Source organism: Aquimarina litoralis (genome assembly GCF_019295435.1).
Taxonomy (GTDB): domain Bacteria; phylum Bacteroidota; class Bacteroidia; order Flavobacteriales; family Flavobacteriaceae; genus Aquimarina; species Aquimarina litoralis_A.
Genome location: NZ_WEKL01000007.1, coordinates 137,254 through 157,494, shown reverse-complemented (window position 1 = coordinate 157,494; position 20,241 = coordinate 137,254). Strand labels below are relative to the sequence as shown.

The 20,241-nt window shown below is 33.0% G+C and carries 14 protein-coding genes and 1 pseudogene; 12 read left to right on the top strand and 3 right to left on the bottom strand.

From position 1 onward, the window contains the following. Positions 1 to 92: 92 nt before the first annotated feature. Complete coding sequence (locus GBO31_RS06015) at positions 93 to 1,334, bottom strand: ABC transporter permease (protein ID WP_219007425.1); 1,242 nt, start codon at positions 1,332 to 1,334, stop codon at positions 93 to 95. 8 nt (positions 1,335 to 1,342) lie between these two features. On the opposite strand from GBO31_RS06015, the gene GBO31_RS06010 reads away from it, so the two are divergent. From GBO31_RS06010 to GBO31_RS06000, 3 genes and pseudogenes are all read left to right on the top strand, one after another. After that, positions 1,343 to 2,677, top strand: coding sequence for an exo-beta-N-acetylmuramidase NamZ family protein (locus GBO31_RS06010; protein ID WP_219007424.1), 1,335 nt, complete (start codon positions 1,343 to 1,345; stop codon positions 2,675 to 2,677). Between the two features lie 125 nt (positions 2,678 to 2,802). Further along, positions 2,803 to 5,019 carry a tetratricopeptide repeat-containing sensor histidine kinase gene (locus GBO31_RS06005; RefSeq protein WP_219007423.1) on the top strand — a complete coding sequence of 739 codons (2,217 nt, stop codon included), beginning with the start codon at positions 2,803 to 2,805 and terminating at the stop codon, positions 5,017 to 5,019. Further along, positions 4,994 to 5,551 (top strand): annotated as a pseudogene (locus GBO31_RS06000) (response regulator); the annotation flags it as partial. The gene GBO31_RS06005 and the pseudogene GBO31_RS06000, both read left to right, overlap by 26 nt. A gap of 49 nt (positions 5,552 to 5,600) precedes the next feature. Here GBO31_RS06000 and GBO31_RS05995 read toward each other — a convergent pair. Together GBO31_RS05995 and GBO31_RS05990 are read right to left on the bottom strand one after the other, a co-directional pair. After that, positions 5,601 to 6,338, bottom strand: coding sequence for a PorP/SprF family type IX secretion system membrane protein (locus tag GBO31_RS05995; protein ID WP_219007422.1), 738 nt, complete (start codon positions 6,336 to 6,338; stop codon positions 5,601 to 5,603). A 4-nt stretch (positions 6,339 to 6,342) separates the two neighbouring features. Further along, a complete protein-coding gene (locus tag GBO31_RS05990) occupies positions 6,343 to 12,531 on the bottom strand; it encodes a gliding motility-associated C-terminal domain-containing protein (RefSeq protein WP_219007421.1) in 6,189 nt (2,062 codons plus the stop codon). Between the two features lie 314 nt (positions 12,532 to 12,845). On the opposite strand from GBO31_RS05990, the gene GBO31_RS05985 reads away from it, so the two are divergent. The 9 genes from GBO31_RS05985 to GBO31_RS05945 all read left to right on the top strand — a co-directional run bounded on the left by GBO31_RS05985 (position 12,846) and on the right by GBO31_RS05945 (position 20,238). Then, positions 12,846 to 14,171 carry a DKNYY domain-containing protein gene (locus GBO31_RS05985; RefSeq protein WP_219007420.1) on the top strand — a complete coding sequence of 442 codons (1,326 nt, stop codon included), beginning with the start codon at positions 12,846 to 12,848 and terminating at the stop codon, positions 14,169 to 14,171. Between the two features lie 372 nt (positions 14,172 to 14,543). Continuing rightward, positions 14,544 to 14,966: a hypothetical protein gene (locus GBO31_RS05980; protein WP_219007419.1), complete on the top strand. Its 423-nt coding sequence runs from the start codon at positions 14,544 to 14,546 to the stop codon at positions 14,964 to 14,966. Between the two features lie 117 nt (positions 14,967 to 15,083). Further along, positions 15,084 to 15,425: a zinc-ribbon domain-containing protein gene (locus GBO31_RS05975; protein WP_219007418.1), complete on the top strand. Its 342-nt coding sequence runs from the start codon at positions 15,084 to 15,086 to the stop codon at positions 15,423 to 15,425. 32 nt (positions 15,426 to 15,457) lie between these two features. Further along, the gene (locus GBO31_RS05970) at positions 15,458 to 16,147 is read left to right on the top strand and encodes a Lipl32 family lipoprotein (protein ID WP_219007417.1); all 690 of its coding nucleotides are present in this window, start codon (positions 15,458 to 15,460) and stop codon (positions 16,145 to 16,147) included. Between the two features lie 127 nt (positions 16,148 to 16,274). Continuing rightward, on the top strand, positions 16,275 to 16,475 hold the full coding sequence (locus tag GBO31_RS05965; protein ID WP_219007416.1) for a hypothetical protein: 201 nt from the start codon (positions 16,275 to 16,277) through the stop codon (positions 16,473 to 16,475). Positions 16,476 to 16,500: 25 nt separating this feature from the next. Beyond that, the gene (locus GBO31_RS05960) at positions 16,501 to 17,265 is read left to right on the top strand and encodes a hypothetical protein (protein ID WP_219007415.1); all 765 of its coding nucleotides are present in this window, start codon (positions 16,501 to 16,503) and stop codon (positions 17,263 to 17,265) included. A 19-nt stretch (positions 17,266 to 17,284) separates the two neighbouring features. Further along, positions 17,285 to 18,331, top strand: a complete 1,047-nt coding sequence (locus GBO31_RS05955) for an SPFH domain-containing protein (protein WP_219007414.1) — start codon at positions 17,285 to 17,287, stop codon at positions 18,329 to 18,331. Between the two features lie 27 nt (positions 18,332 to 18,358). Then, entirely contained in the window at positions 18,359 to 19,456 is a 1,098-nt protein-coding gene (locus GBO31_RS05950) for a DUF6620 family protein (protein ID WP_219007413.1), read from the top strand. Positions 19,457 to 19,638: 182 nt separating this feature from the next. Further along, a complete protein-coding gene (locus tag GBO31_RS05945; RefSeq protein ID WP_219007412.1) occupies positions 19,639 to 20,238 on the top strand; it encodes a hypothetical protein in 600 nt (199 codons plus the stop codon). The last annotated feature ends 3 nt before the right edge of the window (positions 20,239 to 20,241 follow it).

Sequence of the window (20,241 nt, the reverse complement as noted above, 5' to 3'; positions counted from 1 at the left end):
TATTTTAATAAAGTCTTCTTTTATTGTTTTTTATGCGGTGCAAAGATACAAATACAAACCTATTAAGTGAATGTAAGATGTACGAATTCCTATTACTGAAAACGAATTGCCTTGGATGGAGATATTTTGGCAATTACATAAGAAGGAATTAGTAGCATAATTAGACATAAAATCATAGTCCCTATATTAAGTAATAAGATATAACCAATACTTATATACACAGGAGCTGTACTAACATAATATGTTGCAGGATTTAGACCAATAATTTCATAATGCTTTTGTATAAAGAGTAAACCTATTCCTATAAGATTTCCCCAAAAGAGACCTACTAGTATTAAATAACCAGCATTATACAAAAACACTTTTCTGATACTCCAGTCATTAGCACCCAATGATTTTAATATCCCTATCATAGAGGTTCTTTCCAAAATCAACACCAATAATGCAGTGATCATATTAATACCAGCCACTAGTATGATAATACTAATAATACCAATTATATTAAGATCAAATAACTTTAACCACTCGAAAATACTACCGTATTTCAGTGTTATGGTTATTGCTTCTAAATCAGAAGGAATATTTTCAAAAATCTGTAATCCTTTTTTATCGATCTCGTTGAAATCATCTATAAACACCTCGAATCCTCCAACTTCATCTTCTTTCCACTTATTCATTTTTTGAATATGACGAATATCAGCAAGGATAAATTTTTCATCAAACTCTTGAAAACCGGAATCATAAATTCCAACAATCTCGAATGCTCTTATATTAGCAGGAATATTAGAACTAGAATTTTTCTTTAAAAAAACTGTATTTGCTTTATCACCAAGCCCCAATCCTAATCTAGATGCAGTATGAGCAGAGATTAAAATTTGATTATTCCTAGGATCTGTAAAATCAGGAATCACTCCTTCTATTATATATTCTTTGAAATGTGACCAATCATAATCTTCTCCTATTCCTTTGACAACAACACCTTCGAAATCATTTTCTGTTCTAATCAAACCACCTTTTGTAGCAAACCCCTGCACATGTTTAATTCCTTTTACATCTGTAAAGGTCGGATAGAAATGTTGATCTTTCTTAATAGGGATCAAGGATTCAAGGCTACTGTTATTATCATAACTAGTAATAATCACATGTCCATTAAATGCGGCAACTTTTTCTCTTATTTTACGTTGTAATCCTATACCAGTAGCAATGGTTATTAACATCATGATCATTCCAATAGCAATAGCAAAAATTGCAATTTTTATGATTGTAGATGATATGCTACTTTTATGTTCCTTACCTTTGATAAGGCGTTTGGCAATAAAATATTCGAAATTCAAGGTTACTTATGGTTTTTATAAGAAATGCTTTCAAAAATACGTTTTTATTCTTTTTTATACTCTTTATTTCTTGTGTAAGCGGAACAAAAACCTCATCTCGGACGTTACAGGATGATGAACAGCCGATTCAAAATCAGAAAAATATCGTTTCTGAGACTCAAATCCAGGATTCTGTAGATGTATTAGCTCCGGTAATCGTTGGAGCGAATCAAACAGAATTATACCTGCCTTTACTACAAAATAAGAAAGTTGCGATTGTAGGGAATCAAACTTCAGTAATTTTTAAATTCCCAAATTTAAAACCACTGCTTCAAACAGAAAAAATAGCAGCTAATTCTTTAAATCAATATACCCACCTAGTCGATTCTTTATTAGCTCGAAATATTAAAATACAAAAAGTTTTCGCTCCAGAACATGGTTTTAGAGGTAAAGCAGATGCAGGAGAATTAGTTGCAGATGAAAAGGATATTAAAACAGGATTACCTATTATTTCTTTACATGGTAAAAACAAAAAGCCATCGGCCGAATCACTTGCAGACGTAGACATTGTTGTATTTGATATTCAAGATGTAGGAGCTCGTTTTTACACCTATATTTCTACGCTACATTATGTAATGCAAGCATGTGCAGAGAGTAATATTCCTGTTTTAATCTTAGATCGACCTAATCCTAATGGTCACTATATAGATGGACCTACTTTAAAACCAGAACATAGCAGTTTTGTTGGTATTCATCCTATTCCTTTAGTACATGGAATGACAATTGCAGAATATGCTAAAATGATAAACGGAGAAGGATGGTTAGGAAATGATTTAAAATGTGAAGTGAATTTTATTCCAGTAAAAAATTACACACATCAGACTTATTACAGCTTAGCTATCAGGCCATCTCCTAATTTACCTAATGACAGATCTATTAACTTATATCCAAGTCTCGGTTTTTTTGAAGGAACAACGATTAATGCTGGACGAGGTACAGAAATACAATTTCAGATTTTTGGATCTCCAGATTTCCCTATTGATCAATATGATTTTGCTTATACGCCTCAACCTAATTTTGGAGCTAAATACCCTAAACATAAAGGTGAAGTATGCTATGGAAAAGATCTAAGAAAAACAGAACGCCTTGCCTCTATTAACTTACAATGGCTTATTGATGCCTACAATAACTCTAATAACAAAGAAGGTTTTTTTAATACCAAATCTTTCACTATCCATGCAGGTAATACAAAACTACAAGAACAAATTCAACAAGGCTATACTGCACGTGAGATAAAAAAAACCTGGATAAAAGATCTTGAGATTTTTAAAAAAATAAGAGCACAATATCTTATTTATGAATAACCCAAAATACGGATATCAAGACCCCTGTTTTCAGGGATATTGAAGACTTTCGAAATTAATACCTTTGATTACTCTTGGGCTTGAATTGTTAAAATCAAATAATGGCGTTATTTTTAGAGTAAGAAATGAAATCTGTTCGTAACAATATATTGGATAATGTAAGAAATAGTATTGCGATACTTCTCTTATTATTTTGTTTTGGCCTGCAAAGTCAAGTTGATACCAAACGAAGGTTTCCATACCCCAATAAAAACGAAAGAGAAATTGTTGATGAGTTAAAATTCCTCGCTGATATTCCTGAAAAACGTAAAGAAAGTTATATAAGAGCTCATCAAGAATTCAAAAAACCTAAAGTTAAAAGCAATAGATTTAAAGCTGATCTAAGTTTAATTTTATGCTCATATTTTAGAAGTATTTCTCAAATTGATTCTATCAAATACTACGCAAAAAAAATCTTAGAACTAAAAGAATTCGGAAACGATACACTTACAAACAACATTCATGGTCTTGCCTACTTCACCCTTGGTCAAGCGAATAGTTTTACTGGTTTAAATGAAAAATCCAAAAAATGGTACCTTAAAGGGATAGATATTTCCTCAAAATACGAAGATAATCGAGTGTATTATATCAATTCTTTTGGCTTAGCGAATATTTACATTGCTACACACGAATATGACCTGGCTTTGGAGCTTTTAGAAAAATGTAAACAATTCGAGAAAAATGAGGAAATGGTATTTGGCTCTATTGTAAATATGGCAAATATTTACGGATATAAAGAAGAGTATGATAAAAGCATATCATATTTAGAGCAGGCCAGAGAACTATGTATAAAAGCAGATAGAAAAAGTTGTATCGGAACGATATCTGTTAATCTAGGTATAACCTATAAAAAGTTGGGCAATCCTGAGAAAGCGTTAATTTCTTTTGACAATGCTTTGGCAATTGCAAAAGCAAACAACTTTGATCGAATGCAAATCATTGGCGGTGTTGAAAAGGGACGTTTGTTAAACGAACTGAACCGAACTCAAGAAGCAGAAGATATTACACTCAATGCGCTGGAAATTGCAATAAAAATAGGTTTTCTAAATGAACAAGAAAAAATTTACTATAGATTAAAAGAAATAGCTGTTGCCCAAAATGATTATAAAAAAGCTCTAGATTATCGCGAAAAATATGACCAAGTAAGTGATTCTATTAGAACCTTGGATAAAGACAAGGAAATACGTGAACTAGAAGTAAAATATAAAACACTTCAAAAAGAAAAAGAAATCAAGTTTCTACAAATTGAAAATACCAATAAACAACTTGAATTAGCCAACCGTGAAGAAGCGATAAGCAATTTAAAATTAAAACAAGAAATAGAAAATAAGGAGAATGAAATCCTTAGAAGGGAAAATGAAAATAAATTATTAACTTTTCAAAACACTACCGAAAAAGCATTAAAAGATAATATCATTCTTAAGAAAAATCAGGAACTCAAAGATGCTCAATTAAAAATTCAACAAGATGAAACCAGTAAACAACGGGCATTTAAAAATATCATTTTATATTCATTCCTAATTCTTCTAATTCCAGTAATAGGTCTGCTAATCACTTATTATCAAAAAATTAAGGTCCAAAGTGAATTAAACCAAAAACAAAAAGAAATAAACGAAGAAAAAATCTCTTCTTTATTAAAAGATCAGGAATTACAAGTAATTAAAGCTTCTCTAGAAGGTCAGGATAAGGAACGTAAGCGTATTGCGCAAGAATTGCATGATAGTATAGGAGGAAACTTGGCAGCCATTAAGCTTCGTTTAAATAATTCTTATAGCAATCAAAATGGAATATTAAAAGGGATTAACGCTCAAATTGACGATACATACGAACTAGTTCGTAACATTTCGCATGACCTAATTCCAAAAAAATTTATTAAAAATAATTTTTGCGATGTAATACAAGAATATATTGATAATATTAAAGGAGCTAGTAATTTGAAAACTTCTTTTCATGCGTATCCAAGAAAAAGCATAGATGCCTTACACGAAAATTTGCAAGTAGAAACATTTAAAATCATTCAAGAATTAGTAACAAATAGTATTAAACATGCTCAAGGTTCTATCATTGAATTACAATTAAATCTTGTAGAAAACGAACTAAATATACTTTTTGAAGATGATGGAGTAGGTTTTGATGTAAGTAAAAAGGCAGAAGGTATTGGATTTAGAAATATAAGAAGTAGATTAGATAAAATAAATGGTACTATCAACATAGATTCAAGAATAAAAAGAGGTACCATCATTAATATAGAAATAACCAACGTAACAACTACTATAAATGAAGTACAACCTAATTATAGCTGATGATCATAAAATGTTTTTAGATGGGTTACTTAGTATTCTAAATTCTGAAAACGACTACAATATTCTCCTTACTGCTAAAAATGGTAAGCATATTGCTAAATATCTAGAAATTAATCCAGATGAAAAGATTGATTTAATTATTACAGATATTACAATGCCAGAAATGGATGGAATTGCGCTGAATAAAATTGTAAAAGAAAGAAATAGAAATATTAAAACATTAGTGGTAAGCATGCACAACAATCCAGATATGATCGATACACTTATCGAACATGATGTGGATGGATATGTGCCTAAAAATGCTGAAAAAGAAGAGCTCTTAAAAGCAATACAAACTATACTGAGTGGTGAAAAATATTTTTCCAGAGAAATTAAGGACATTTATATGGAAAATAAATTCTCCAAAAAGAAAGATGAAGAGGTGAGACTGACGCAAAGAGAAATTGATGTTATCACCTTAATCGCTCAAGAGTTTACTACTCAAGAAATAGCAGACAAATTATTCTTAAGTAAACACACTATTGAGAGTTACCGAAAAAATTTAATTGCCAAACTAAATGTACGAAACCTCGCTGGGCTTACTAAATATGCTTTAAAAATGAAATATATAGTTGTAAAGGAGCTCCAGAAACATACTTTAATAAAACATTTGGTTTTATCATTACTTCTTGAAAACGAGTTGCAAAAAAACGATATCCCATATAAGCGTAATATGGGGTTTCTATAGCTACATCATCTCCAGAAGCTAAAGAAGTGCCTAAAACATTTTGAGCAGAAAAACCTATATAAATACGTTCTCTATTATATAAAATTCCAATTCCTATAGTTGGAATTGTAGTATTTATATTGTTTTCGAAATTAGGATCATTCTGTATTCCTAATTCCTGTAAATTTTCATTAAAAAGAAGTGCTCCTGCAGTAATACCAAAAGATAATACATTAGGATTATAAGACCACCATCTTGCCCTATTATAATTATGATCAAAGATTAGTTTATAAGCATATGAAGCAAACAAATTTGTGGTTCTTGTAACACCAATTTCATCGCTAATAAATCCAGCGCCTAAACCTACTTTCTCTGACTTCAAGGGAGAATTAAAAACCAATCCAATATTTCTAGGACTTCCTTCAAATTGATTTAAATATCCTCTATTAGTTAATGTTATATCTGTATTCGAATAGAACCCAGCATGGGCAGGATTTATAAGTAATGTGTTGTAATTATAATCCGCAAAAACTGGTGTTTGTTGTGCAAAAACTGAACACAAATAATTACTTGACAGCATTATAACTGTCAATATTATATAAATTTTTCTCATTGTATTAACGTTTTAAAACAAGGAAACCAGTTGGTTTTCTCAAATTATTTTCCCCGCTTGTTTTAATATTAAAAAAGTAAGTTCCTCCAGGAAGCTTGTCGGCTCCAAGACCGCGCTTTCTATTAGCAGTTCCATCAAAAACTCGTGATGTATTATTATAACCACTTATTTCAAAAACCAAATCTCCCCAACGATTGTAAATAGAAACTACATTATCTGGATAGTTTTCGATATTATGAATTTCCCAAAACTCATTAATTCCATCTCCATCTGGAGAAAAGCCGTATTTGGTTTCATCTTCAGGAACTAATTCCACAAATACGGTAATTGTATCTTCAACAATACAACCCTCCTCGCTCATAAAAGTTACTGTATATGTCATGGTTTCAGTAGGACTTGCAATGGGATTAAAAATGGTAAGATCATTCAGCCCAATATCAGGAGACCAAACCACAGAACCTGTAGTTGATACTACTGCGTTTAATTGAACTTCTTCTCCTTGCATAATTGTCTCATCTTCTCCAACATCAAGGGATATAGTTTCTACAAAAACTCTAAACCTACACTCCGAACTATTCCCACTAGCATCGGTAGCGGTAATAACTATCTCGGTTCCATCTACCAATTCACTTCCTGGGATTGGAGTTTGAATAATAGTAGGGTTTGAATCAATATTATCTGTTACTGTTAGTAATGGTCTATAATCAGGAACTGTTTCTACATCACAAGAAGTATTTTGCTCGGGTAAACAAGTTATAGAAGGTGATTCAGTATCTGTGGAAGATGTAACTATAAATGTACAACTATTAGAATTTCCACTAGCATCAGATATTGTGAGTTGAATCGTCATTCCATCAGTAAAATCAGTTCCTATTGCCGGAATTTGTTCTATACTTAAATCGGTATCACAATTATCAACCGGGTTAATTAAATTTCTATAATCTGGAAGAACAGCTCCTACAGGTAACATCTGAGTATCTGGACAATCTACTGTAGGTGCCATTGTATCTTCGATCGTAATGGTTTGAGTAACTGTAATACTATTCCCTACTGCATCTGTAACACTATACGTTCGAAGTATTTGTCCAGCAACCGAAGTGTCATCACCCACAAATGCTACATCTGGAGTTCCACAGTTATCTGATGCTTCTGTGACCACTGAAATATCTGGATCAGGAACATCATCAGAACATTGTACAGTAACTGATAATGGATTACTAGCTGTAGGTGTAGTCGTATCTTCGATAGTAATGGTTTGAGTAACTGTAATACTATTCCCTGCTGCATCGGTAACACTATAATTTCGAAGTATTTGTCCAGCAACGGAAGTGTCATCACCCACAAAKGCTACATCTGGAGTTCCACAGTTATCTGATGCATCAGTAACCACTGAAATATCTGGATCAGGAACATCATCAGAACATTGTACAGTAACTGATAAAGGATTACTAGCTGAAGGTGCAATCGTGTCTTCGATAGTAATGGTTTGAGTAACTGTAATACTATTCCCTGCTGCATCGGTAACACTATAAGCTCGAAGTATTTGTCCAGCAACCGAAGTGTCATCACCCACAAATGCTACATCTGGAGTTCCACAGTTATCTGATGCATCAGTAACCACTGAAATATCTGGATCAGGAACATCATCAGAACATTGTACAGTAACTGATAAAGGATTACTAGCTGTAGGGACAATCGTATCTTCGATTGTAATGGTTTGAGTAACTGTAATACTATTGCCTGCTGCATCGGTAACACTATACGTTCGAAGTACTTGTCCAGCAACGGAAGTGTCATCACCCACAAATGCTATATCTGGAGTTCCACAGTTATCTGATGCATCTGTGACCACTGAAATATCTGCAGATGGAATATCTGAATCACATTCTACCGTAATTGGTAATGGATTACTAGCAGAAGGTGCAATCATATCTTCAATTGTAATGGTCTGAGTAACTGTAATACTATTCCCTGCTGCATCGGTAACGCTATACGTTCGAAGTACTTGTCCAGCCACAGAAGTATCGTCACTCACAAATGCTATATCTGGAGTTCCACAGTTATCTGATGCATCTGTGACCACTGAAATATCTGGATCAGGAACATCATCAGAACATTGTACAGTAACTGATAATGGATTACTAGCGGAAGGGACAATCGTATCTTCGATAGTAATGGTTTGAGTAACTGTAATACTATTGCCTGCTGCATCGGTAACACTATACGTTCGAAGTACTTGTCCAGCTACAGAAGTATCGTCACTCACAAATGCTATATCTGGAGTTTCACAGTTATCAGATGCATCTGTAACCACGGAAATATCTGGATCAGGAACATCATCAGAACATTGTACAGTAACTGATAATGGATTACTAGCGGAAGGGACAATTGTATCTTCGATAGTAATGGTTTGAGTAACCGTAATACTATTCCCTGCTGCATCCGTAACACTATATGTTCGAAGTACTTGTCCAGCAACCGAAGTGTCATCACCCACAAATGCTACTATTGGTGGTTCTCCACTATTATCTGCTTCATCTGTTACTACTTCAATATCTGGATCAGGGACATCATCAGAACATTGTACACTGATAGGATCTGGATTGCTTGCTGTTGGATTTTCGGTATCTGGGACAGTTTCTTCATTTACCCAAAAACTACATTCTCCCTCATTCCCACTATCATCAATAACAGTAATGGTTACAGTAGTTGTAGCAGTAAAAGTTGTTCCTGGAACTGGATCCTGAATAATTTCTAAACTAGAATCACAATTGTCAGTTGCAATTACTGAGGTGGTATAATCCGGAAATGAAGATCCTACGGCCAGTACTTGATCATCCAAACAGGTTGTTATTTCGGGAGACTCAGTATCATTGCTTAGTCCTCCAAAAATAATGTGTGTATTTCCTATAACTTGATCAAAAAGATCAGGTATCTCTCCTATAATAACATCATCGAATCCATCACCATTAAAATCTCCAATATTACTAACAGAAGCTCCTATATGATGATCACTAATCTCATATTCATTTCCTATATTTAATCCATTTACCCCATTTAAAGTATTCAGATATAAGGGATCTTCCCAATTTTCTTTTCCAAATACTACATACGCATCTCCTCCTCTACCCCATGGACCACCAAGTATTAGATCATCAATCCCATCATTATTAAAATCTCCAGCAAAGCTTGATGAATATCCAGCCTGACCAATGAACTGTAATCCATAAATTAAAGCACCATTAGTACCATCGATAGTGGACAGGTCAAAAGTTGAGGAATATCCGGTTGATGTTCCGAAAATAACAAAGATTGCCCCATGAACTCTATCATTATTGATATCAAAATCTTCTTCGGGAGCTGTTACTACCATATCGGATATTCCATCATTGTTTAAATCCATTCCTCCAGCTACCGAAGCTCCTAAACGTCCTCCTGAATTTACGGCATTGATTATAAAACCGTTATTTCCATTTAAAGAAGTAAGATCTATTTGAGCTGGACTGGATGAACCTGGACTAAACACAACATAAGCAACCCCTTCTCTACTAACGCCATTAGGTTCGGCATACGAAGCTCCAATAATGATATCATCAAAATCATCTCCATTTAAATCTCCTGCACCCGATACACTTATTCCAAATTGATCTACTGTGTTCAATTCATCAATAAAAAATCCATTAGCTCCATTAATAGTATTCAGATCGAACAAATTACCTGAAATACCTCCATAAATCACAAAAACTTTTCGTGCTCCATTTACTCTTCCGGAAACTATTACATCGTCAATACCATCATTATTTACATCTCCAGCGGCACTAACATCAGTAGGATTAAAGCCTGAAGTGGAAATTTCAAGTCCATCAGTTGCGCTTAAATTTGTAATATCGAATGTAAATGGAAAATTTCCATTTCTTCCATACATGACATAGATACTACTACCATCTCCAATAACCAAATCATCAATACCATCATTATTAAAATCTCCAATAGCATCAACCAAATAAAATTCACTGGCTCTAGCTCCAACAGAAGGCGGTTGCTTGGTAATTTTAAATCCTTGAGATGCTTCTAAGAAAAATAAGTCAAATGTAGAAGGAAATGCTCCATCCGTTCCATAAACAATATAGGCTTCGGCTTCATCATTTTCTAATCTAAATGCATTGACATCAAAAGAACTTGGTTCATTATCAATAATGCAAACGATAAAATCATCTCGCCCATCATTATTAATATCTCCCGCGCCACTAACAAAAGTTTGTCCTCTGGGACTGTCAGCGACATTTGGACTGGTGAGTGTAAATCCATTTTGACCTGATAATTGCGAAACATCTAAAGGACTTGTACAATGAGGTTCTTCAATATTTTCTACCCTTATAGTAAACTGACAGTCTGTTGTATTTCCCCGACGATCTGTTGCGCTAATAATAACTACCATTCCATCTGTAACAGGGGTACCTCGCACTGGAGTTTGAGTAATGGTAAGACTATTGTTTGGTTGACAGCCATCAGTAATCCCTTCATACAATGGCTGAATATACTCTGGCAATGTAACATCCGGTGCCATTACTTGGTCCCCGGGACAATTAATTACAGGAGGAGTATTATCTATACTACCATTTAGGGAACCTCCATAAATAAGATATCCTTTCCCTTCAAGATTGAAGGAAAATATAGTTCTCGAGATAGCACCTATAATTACATCATCTCTACCATCGTTATTAATATCTCCAGCGATACTAACATCAAATCCAAATTTTTGTCTACTAAATCTATCGTCGTCAGAAATTTCAATACCATTAATCCCGTCAATCAAATTAGTATCAAAAGAAGGTTGCCAACCGGTATTTTTACCATAAATTATATAGACTCCACCTCCAGATTTAATTCCATCTCCGCCAATGATAATATCATCTAGATTATCGCCATTATAATCACCGGCTGTACTTACAGATCTACCAACAAATCCAAATGCTTCATCTCCAAGAATAGAAAACCCATTATTTCCATCTAAAGAAGAAATATTTATACTGGCATCAAAAGCTGTCGTTTTTCCAAAAAGAATATAAGCTTTTCCAGCTCGTGAATTATCATCTACTGTCTCTCCATCGGCACCAATAATCAGGTCATTAATCCCATCTGCATTCATATCACCTGCCTTTGCAACTGAACCACCAAATCTACCAGAAGCTGACTCTCCAACTATTTGGAAACCATTGGTTCCTGTTAAATCAGAAAATGTCATACTAGCAGAAAATCCTGTATTACTGCCAAAAACTACGAAAGCAAGTCCGGTTTGCTCAGTACCATTCGAAAAATTCGGAAACCCAACAACAATATCATCAATTCCATCATTATTAATATCTCCAGCTGTATTAACTAATCCTACTCTTTGTGAAGAACTAGTATCAAATGTATTTTTGTTTATTTCAAATCCGTTAGTTCCGTTTAAGTTAGCTACATCAAAAACATTCGGAAATAATGTTGAAGTACCGAAAACGATACTAGCTTTTCCTGCTACGGTATTATCATTACTTTGGGAATATATAATGATATCTGGTATTCCATCATCATTTATATCTCCAGCTGAATTTACATCTGCTCCAAACCTAACATTATCGCTTGAGATCATTCTAAATCCAACAACATTCATTATACTAGATGCTTCTATTACATCAGGAAATATGTTATTTCCAAAAACAACATAAACACTTTCATTACCAGATTCACCAATTACAAAGTCATCATAACCATCATCATTAAAATCTCCAATCCCGCTTAAAGAACTTCCTAATTTACCTCTAATTGTTTCCCCTCTTACCGTAAATCCGTTAGTACCATCTAGTGAAGAAAGTTCAGTTTCTAAATCAAAAGGTTCATTTTTACCGAATACAACATAAACTTCTCCAACATCTTCTTCTACTTCATCCGCTAAATACGCACTAATTAGAAAGTCATCTATAAGATCTCCATTCACATCTCCTGCGCCACTTACAGCAAAACCTGCTTCGTCATCTTCAGAAATACCGTTTAATACAAAGCCATTAGATCCATCAATATAGGTTAGTGGTATTTCCGGACATTCATAGGGCTGATTCAACTGCGCTTTTAATTCCAAAGTTCCAATTAGTATAAGCCAAWTGAGAATGCTATATTTTAATTTATAATCAAACTTTAATATACTTTCCCTCATAATATATTAGTTGTGAGTTATTATATGGGACAAAATTAACTGCCGAGTGATTCGTTTAAATCACCAGAAACCGTAGTTTTCATAAAACAGGCACACCCCTGTTTTCAGGGTATAACTTTCACAGAAAAAAGTGTTTCTTCATATATCTATTTATCCAAAACTTGTACCCTTATATCAGAAGTAATAATTTCATTTTTTTTACAAAGCAAACAACTCATTATCAACCTATAAATGAAAAATGTGTTACAATATTTTGATATAAAAAAATGACAAATGGTAAATTACTTATAGCTTCAAAAACAATAATATAAAAGATGAAAGTATTACAGATCATAGGAATTATCATTGCTGTAATGATTGGAATAACAATTGTATACTATGCTGTAGCTATTGCACTATTTTCCTGGGTCTCTTCACCATCCACAAATGGAGCAAAAATCATAAACAAAGAGCTTAGCAATCAATATTACTACAAAGAAAATACTATAGTATTTGTTCAAGGAGCCAATTTCTTTAGTCTAGGAGCTCGAAAAATCAAGAATGTAGATTATGAAACTTTTGAAGTATTAGCGAATAATTTAGGTAAAGACAAAAATCATGTGTATTTCAATGAAAAAGTTCTTGAAGGAGCACAACCAAAAACATTTGAGATTATATCAACCGAAAAAACAGAGACAAAGTATCAATATCATTATTATTTCAAAGATACTACAACAGTATATTACTTTAGAAACCCTATAAAAGGTGCGAATCCAGCCACATTTCAATATTTATGGGGTGATTTTTCAAAAGATACAGCAGCTATATTTTATCAAGAAAATAGGCTTTCAACATTAAATGACACAGTATATTCAATAAAAAATGACATCAAAGGAAACTATGTCAGAGTAAATGATAGTATCTATTATAAAGATTTATTAGTACAAACAATTGATGCAAAAAACTTTGAGGTAATTACCGAAAATTTTGCTACGGATAAAAAAGCTATCTATTTTCAAAATCACATACTCAAGGATATTGATCCTGAAAGTTTCACTGTTCTTAATTCAGATTACCAAAAAGATAAAAATCACCTGTATTATAAAACTCAAATAATTTCCGATAGTGACCCAGACAGTTATCAATTTATTAGTACGTTGTTTTCCAGAGATAAAAACAATCTATATTATATCGGAAAAAAAGTAATGAATCCTGACTTCAAGAAATATAGTATTAATAAAATCCGTGACATAGAAAGTAGTTACCACTATAGAACTTTAAGTTATGATGAAGATCATATCATTTTTGTCCGAAAAAAGGAATTAATTGAACTTTCCAAAATTCATTCTATTTATAAAGAAGAAATCTATGCACTAAATAATAGAATTAAAAAAGCAGATTATAAAAGTTTTAAGGTATATGAAAACTCTGAAGATCTGTATGCAAAGGATCATAAACAAGTATATTATTTATCTTCTATAATACACAATGCTGATATTTCATCATTCGAAATAATTAATTCTCAGTTTTCCAAAGATAAAAACCACGTTTATTATTTAGAAAAACGATTGCTCGATATTCATCCTGATACTTTTATTTATCAAGAAGGAATGTATGGGGAATCTATTGATAGTTATTCCGCTAAACTTATTTATCCATAATTCCATAATTATTTTTTGTTCTTAAAAGGCAAAGCACATTTTGTTTATTTCATCAAGGCTAAAAGATTACAAAGCCAATAGATTCTTCTTTATTAGCCCATTCTAATAGTTTAGCATGGATATCAATAGCTATCAGACATCTAATTTACAGCTTTAAAAAATAATTTTTAAACAACTAAAAGCCAGATAATTAAGCCAAAATATGTTATCAACAAAAAAACCATCCTCCCTGTTTTCAGGGTAGTCATTTTCACCAGAAAAGGTGTTTCTAAGGGCTTGTTTAAATAGCATCTTTGTACTGTAGTTTTTGATAAACAACTAATCAAATTCTAAAAATTAAACTAATTACTAACCCTATAAAACCATTAAGATATGATCTGGGGAATCTCATTAATTTTATTAAGCATTTTAGCAGTGCCATCATTATTACTTTCCAAAAAGCCTAATGCAAAAGAACTTTTAGAAAAAATCGAACCTTACCAAGGATGGATTGGTTTTGTATTTTGTTTTTGGGGTATCTGGGGAATTATTTCAGCAATTTTAAACTTAGGTTGGCTTACAACCTATCCAATCTGGTGGGTAACTCTATTAGCAGGTAATATCATTTCTGCTGCACTTGGATTTATGTTAGGTTTCGGACTTATCAATAAGTTCTTCTTATCAAAAAATGAAGCAGCAAAAGAAAAAGCAAACGAATTACGAGCAAAGCTAGCTCCTAAGCAAGGAAAACTAGGGCTCTTTGGACTTATCGTTGGAGGATGGATGATTGTAGCGTCATTCCTTTTCTTCACGTAATATGTTAGTTAGTTGAAGAATGGAGAGAGAAATGAACTTGTAACCAGGTTGTATTCTCTCTCCCATTCTAATCAAGCAACACTCTTAAAAACCGTTTAATCGCTAACATAAATCGTAATGATCATATTCGGAACAAGTAGTTCTACAATCCATCCTGCTAAACTCGATGGAGGTTACTGCCCTTATTGCAAAACAGAAAATCAAATGTGGATTCAAGGATATAGAAAGTATTTCCATGTATTTTGGATCCCATTATTTCCTATCGGCAAAAAAGTATATGCTGTATGTAGTCATTGCAAAGGTGCTTTCGAAAAGCATGAATTAACAAGCGAAAAACTAATTTCAAGTTTTGAAAACTTCGAAAAAAATGAAGTAAGAATTCCGTGGTATCATTTCACGGGTACAATCATTTTTTTATTACTAATAGTACTAATCACAGTACTACCTTTTTTTAACTAAATAAATTATCAAATCACTCAAATTTTTAAATTATGAAAACAAAAATTTTATTTCTTTTAAGCATTATTGTTCTTGGAACTACATCAACCTTACAAGCACAAAAACTAAAAAAATTCGGAAGCTCTATTGAGAAAAAGATAGGTCCGAAAACTATCAAGGTTCCATATACAGATGTAGTATCTTATCTAGGATATGCTGCTCCAGGAAATGAAGATGAAGTAAAAGACGGAAAAAAATTCTATTACATTTATGTTTGGGTACCTGCTGTAGCTCCAGAACTTGGAGTAAGAATGATGTCTCCTGTGGGAAAAGCTAAAGTAAAAAAACCTATAAAATCAGAAGCATATACAAAGAATGCTAAGTCTGGTGATTACTTTGATACCTATATCACTTTAGAAAGATCCGACATTATCAGTACTGCAAACATTAGCCAAGATGCTGTAGATAGTGCAAATTGGGTAATATTAGAGCGTAATGACGACAGCGGAGAAATGCCAAAACAACCAAGTGGTAGTACCTACAACTCATTATTAAGATATAAAAGTGATATAAATGATCCTTTAAAAGCACTTACTGTGGGATTATATAGAATCGGTTTTACAACTTATAAAACAGGAGAAGTAAAAGGTACTTTCTTAGCTGAGGTAGCTGCTCCAGTAAAACTTCCAGGTGTAGTAATGGCTAAAACTATTAAAGATTTAAAAGAAGGTCTTAGCAAATAAGATTTTTCTATAAAATAAGTAGAGATAGTTATTTCTTAAACTAACCAATAAGATTACAGAAATAACTATCTCTCATTGATAAAAATCACAAGTTCTTTCTACAAACCACTCAAAGCTCTTTACAAAAATGAAGGACAAAACTGACAACAATAAAAAGGAAGAAAAGAACCTTCTCGATAGTATTTTAGGTAATGCACTTTCTTCTACAAATAAATTTGAAGAAACGAATGCAGGACTTGAAACCAAAAAATGTAAAAGTTGCGGAGCGGCAAGACCAAGTGACACCAACCTTAGATATTGCGATTTCTGCGGAACTCCATTCTATTAAAACCTAACAAACAAAACTCTAAATCATGTCTTTCATTGCTACACAACAAAGATGGGATACGTTCCTAAGTAAAATAAAAGATCGATTTCACGAAGTACTAAGTAAGACAGAAGAGGCTTTACCCTTATTATTTGAAGCTACTGACTTTGAAACCACAACTTTCTTAAATGCTTGGACAGGAATCTATTCTCAAGCTAGAGATCTTGCCTCTAAAATAGAAGATACTTGGTTTGAAAAAGTAGAAGAGACATTTTTAGATCTCGATTTAGAGTACGACTCAAAAAAATTTGTACAAGAACGCACAAAAGGGTTTCAATTACAACATGAACTACATCAAGAATTGAAATCATATGAAGTACGAATTTTTGCAGATGCAGCGAAAAAATTAGTCACTCAGGTTAAAGAAACTTTGTCCAAAGATTTTTCTTGTACACAGTGTCAAGCAAAACTACCAGTGAAGGACAATTTTTTCAGATCCTATTATGCTACTTGTGATTATTGCCAGACGGTAAACACATTCGAGCCAGGAACAAAAGCCAGAAATGTAGAACATTTTGCAATCAATGCATTAGGAGAAGAGGCTGCACTTCAACATCATTTGGAATATGAAAACCTCAAGTTTCAAAACTATCTAGCAGATAGAGATATTTTTAGCAAAGACGAATTACTTATACCATATCGCAAATACATAGAAGCTTTTCTTAAAAAACGAATTGAAATCATTCCTGATTATCAAGAAAGATATGAGAAGGATCTCACCGCAAAAATGTCATTCGTAATCGATTATTGATAACTAAAAAAGAAATTATATGTCAAATTCATTTAGCAACCAACTGCGCTCTGTAATTGAGTGGAGTAATCCTAAACCTGATACACTTTTCGAAAAATGGACACAAGATGGTGATGAAATTAAAAATGCTTCAAAACTTATTGTAGGCCCAGGACAAGGATGTCTTTTTGTATATGAAGGAAAAGTTGAGGGTTATTTTGAAGAAGAAGGACTTTATGACCTTAAAACTGGCAATATTCCTTTCTGGACAACTATTAAAAATATCATGTATAAGTTTGAGTCTGCTCATAAAGTAGGGATTTACTTTTATAGAAAAGCAGAAATGCAAAATATACGTTGGGGAACACCTTCTCCTATTACTTATAAAGATCCAGTATATAATTTTCCTGTAGGATTGGGTGCTTTTGGAAATTTCTCATTTAAGATTACAAAGGCGGTTGATTTTTTTACCAATGTAATTGCTGGCGATGATTATTATCCAGTAAGAGCTATACAAAAGGTAATCTTATCAAGAATTACACAGCCTATTAGTGATTTTCTTGCTAAAGCATCTTTTAGTTATATAGATATTGATAAACATAGAAATGAGATTGCGGAGTTCTCTAGAACTTCTTGCGAATCTATTTTCAATGATTTAGGATTTCAGCTGTTAGATTTTAGAATAGAAGGAACCAATTTTGATGAGGAAACCAAAACAAGAATTGGTAGAATAGCTGACATGAGTGCCGAGGCACAAGCAATGAGAGAACTTGGAGTGAGTTATCAAGATTATCAGCAGCTTGAAGCTCTAAAAAATATGGCAAAAAACGAAGGTGGTGGAAATTTAGGTATGCAGATGGGAGCAGGTTTAGGTATGGGACAAATGATGGGAAATATGATGAATAGTCAAAATCAACAACCTCCTCAACAGCAACAGTATCAACAACCAAACAATCCACCAGCATCTACTTCAGACCCTAATGATCCAATGCAAAAGCTAGAAAAGTTAAAAAAGATGTTTGAAGCTGGACTCATTGATGAACAAGAATACAAACAAAAAAAGCAAGAGATTCTATCTCAGTTTTAATTTAAAACAAATTTAAAATCAAAAATTATGAGCAACATACATAAATTCACAGATCACGACAAAACTGAACAAGGGCAAAAAGCTATCGCTTTAGGTATAAAAAATAAACAATCCTCTTCACAAAGCAGCTATGACTATACTACGCAAGAGGCAGCAGATTTTAGTTGGCCAGATATTAATCCAGATCTAATTGGACATATTGAACCTTGGTTATGTTATAGTAAAAATAATGACGGAACTACTGGAGGATGGGTTGACCTTAATCAATTCGCTAACGGTGAGGAAAGAAAATTAAATGCTTGTTTACAAACACTTGGTTATCCAGAAGAGCTGAACACAACTACTGATAGAGCAAGAGAAATATTAGATGAAATTAATAACAGTGAAAGTTTTGAAGAAACCGCAGCACAGTATGGTTTTAAAAGTAATAACCATTTTTCTTTAAAAGATCATGTTGCATCTTCTTTAATAAAAATAGAAAAAGCAGAAGGAAAAGCTTATGATGCCGCAGATGATTTTCTGAAAGAACAAAAAGCAAAACTAGATGCTCAAATGGATGCTCATATTGAAGCGGCTGAAGCTGGAGGATTATTAGATCCTATTAAGGGAATAGATATGGAGACTTGGGCTGCTGCAAATGCTAAAATTGCAGGTGGAATGGATCTAGAAGAAGTATTGAAAGTTGTAGAAACGGAAAAGCCTATCTGGGATGAAGTTTCTGCAGAATGGACTGCTAGAATGTCTCAAGATACAACCTTTGCTATTTCCAAAGTATACGGAGATGCTTTTATGAACTCTAACATTGGTAAATTCGCAGCAACCGAAACTAATGAAACACCTTCTTCAACTGGTACAGATGGAAGTCCTTTAGACAATGTAATGGAAGATTTTGACCTATATATCAAGATTATGTGTCACCAAAATATGGGAGCAACACAAGGAAAAGATGCAGCTTCTATTCTTAATGAATATGGTCTTAGTGTTACCGATTGGAGTTCAGTAGGTTCACAATGGACAACAAAAATGGCAACTGACACAAGACTTGCCCTAAAAATGGGAGAGCTAATGGAAAAATATAATGCAGAATTTGCAACAGCTGGCGCAGGAGACGATATCGATTTCTAGTAGAATTCGTTTTTAGATGAGAATGACCCGATGGACATCAACAATTCCATGACATTAGATTTAGATAATATACCGATGAAAATCGGGTCATTTACTATCTTCAAAACACTCCTAATAACAATAAAGTGGAAAAATCTATAATGAAACCAGTTTTTTTATTAATCCTATGTTGTTTCTGCAAAATGTATTCACAAAACATAAACCCAACTGAAGAAATAAAACAGCTGATTGCATCTGGAAAAAATCATATTATAGTACTAGCCTTAGATCAATTAAAGAAGAAAGAAAACATATCTTTTCAAGAAAAAGATTTTCATTTTGTTTTAGTAAAAGCTAGTGATAAAAGAATATTAGTACAATTCGGATATAATGTAATGTATCTTCCCAAGAACACAAGTTACTACTCCGATATCATTGTAGAACTACCCTCAGGTTCGATCTCTAAAAGTAGTAAAAGTAACGATGAAACCAATACTACCTATTATTATCCTAACAAAGCTGACTTACAGACGATCCATTCCATCATGAACCCAGATGGTATTAAAAAAGACATTTTCAATATTGGAATTCCAAATCCGCCTACCATCATTAAAGAAACAGAAAATAGTTATTTAGTATATTTTTCTTCAAGAGAACCCTATTTAGGTGGAGTGTTTAGTGAAGAAGAAATAGATAAAAAAACCGGAGAAATAATTTCATTTATAAATGGTCATTATGAACCAATTCCAATCCTACCAGATGATACTGTGCATCAAGAAAAATTTATCGAAATAACCAACTGAAAA

Excerpts from the sequence above, each read along its gene's own strand:
- GBO31_RS05955 (WP_219007414.1), top strand. The coding sequence starts at position 17,285 with ATGTCAAATTCATTTAGCAACCAACTGCGCTCTGTAATTGAGTGGAGT.
- GBO31_RS05970 (WP_219007417.1), top strand. The coding sequence starts at position 15,458 with ATGAAAACAAAAATTTTATTTCTTTTAAGCATTATTGTTCTTGGAACT.
- GBO31_RS06005 (WP_219007423.1), top strand. The coding sequence starts at position 2,803 with ATGAAATCTGTTCGTAACAATATATTGGATAATGTAAGAAATAGTATT.
- GBO31_RS05950 (WP_219007413.1), top strand. The coding sequence starts at position 18,359 with ATGAGCAACATACATAAATTCACAGATCACGACAAAACTGAACAAGGG.
- GBO31_RS05995 (WP_219007422.1), bottom strand. The coding sequence starts at position 6,338 with ATGAGAAAAATTTATATAATATTGACAGTTATAATGCTGTCAAGTAAT.
- GBO31_RS06010 (WP_219007424.1), top strand. The coding sequence starts at position 1,343 with ATGGTTTTTATAAGAAATGCTTTCAAAAATACGTTTTTATTCTTTTTT.
- GBO31_RS05980 (WP_219007419.1), top strand. The coding sequence starts at position 14,544 with ATGATCTGGGGAATCTCATTAATTTTATTAAGCATTTTAGCAGTGCCA.
- GBO31_RS05960 (WP_219007415.1), top strand. The coding sequence starts at position 16,501 with ATGTCTTTCATTGCTACACAACAAAGATGGGATACGTTCCTAAGTAAA.
- GBO31_RS05965 (WP_219007416.1), top strand. The coding sequence starts at position 16,275 with ATGAAGGACAAAACTGACAACAATAAAAAGGAAGAAAAGAACCTTCTC.
- GBO31_RS05985 (WP_219007420.1), top strand. The coding sequence starts at position 12,846 with ATGAAAGTATTACAGATCATAGGAATTATCATTGCTGTAATGATTGGA.
- GBO31_RS05975 (WP_219007418.1), top strand. The coding sequence starts at position 15,084 with ATGATCATATTCGGAACAAGTAGTTCTACAATCCATCCTGCTAAACTC.
- GBO31_RS05945 (WP_219007412.1), top strand. The coding sequence starts at position 19,639 with ATGTATTCACAAAACATAAACCCAACTGAAGAAATAAAACAGCTGATT.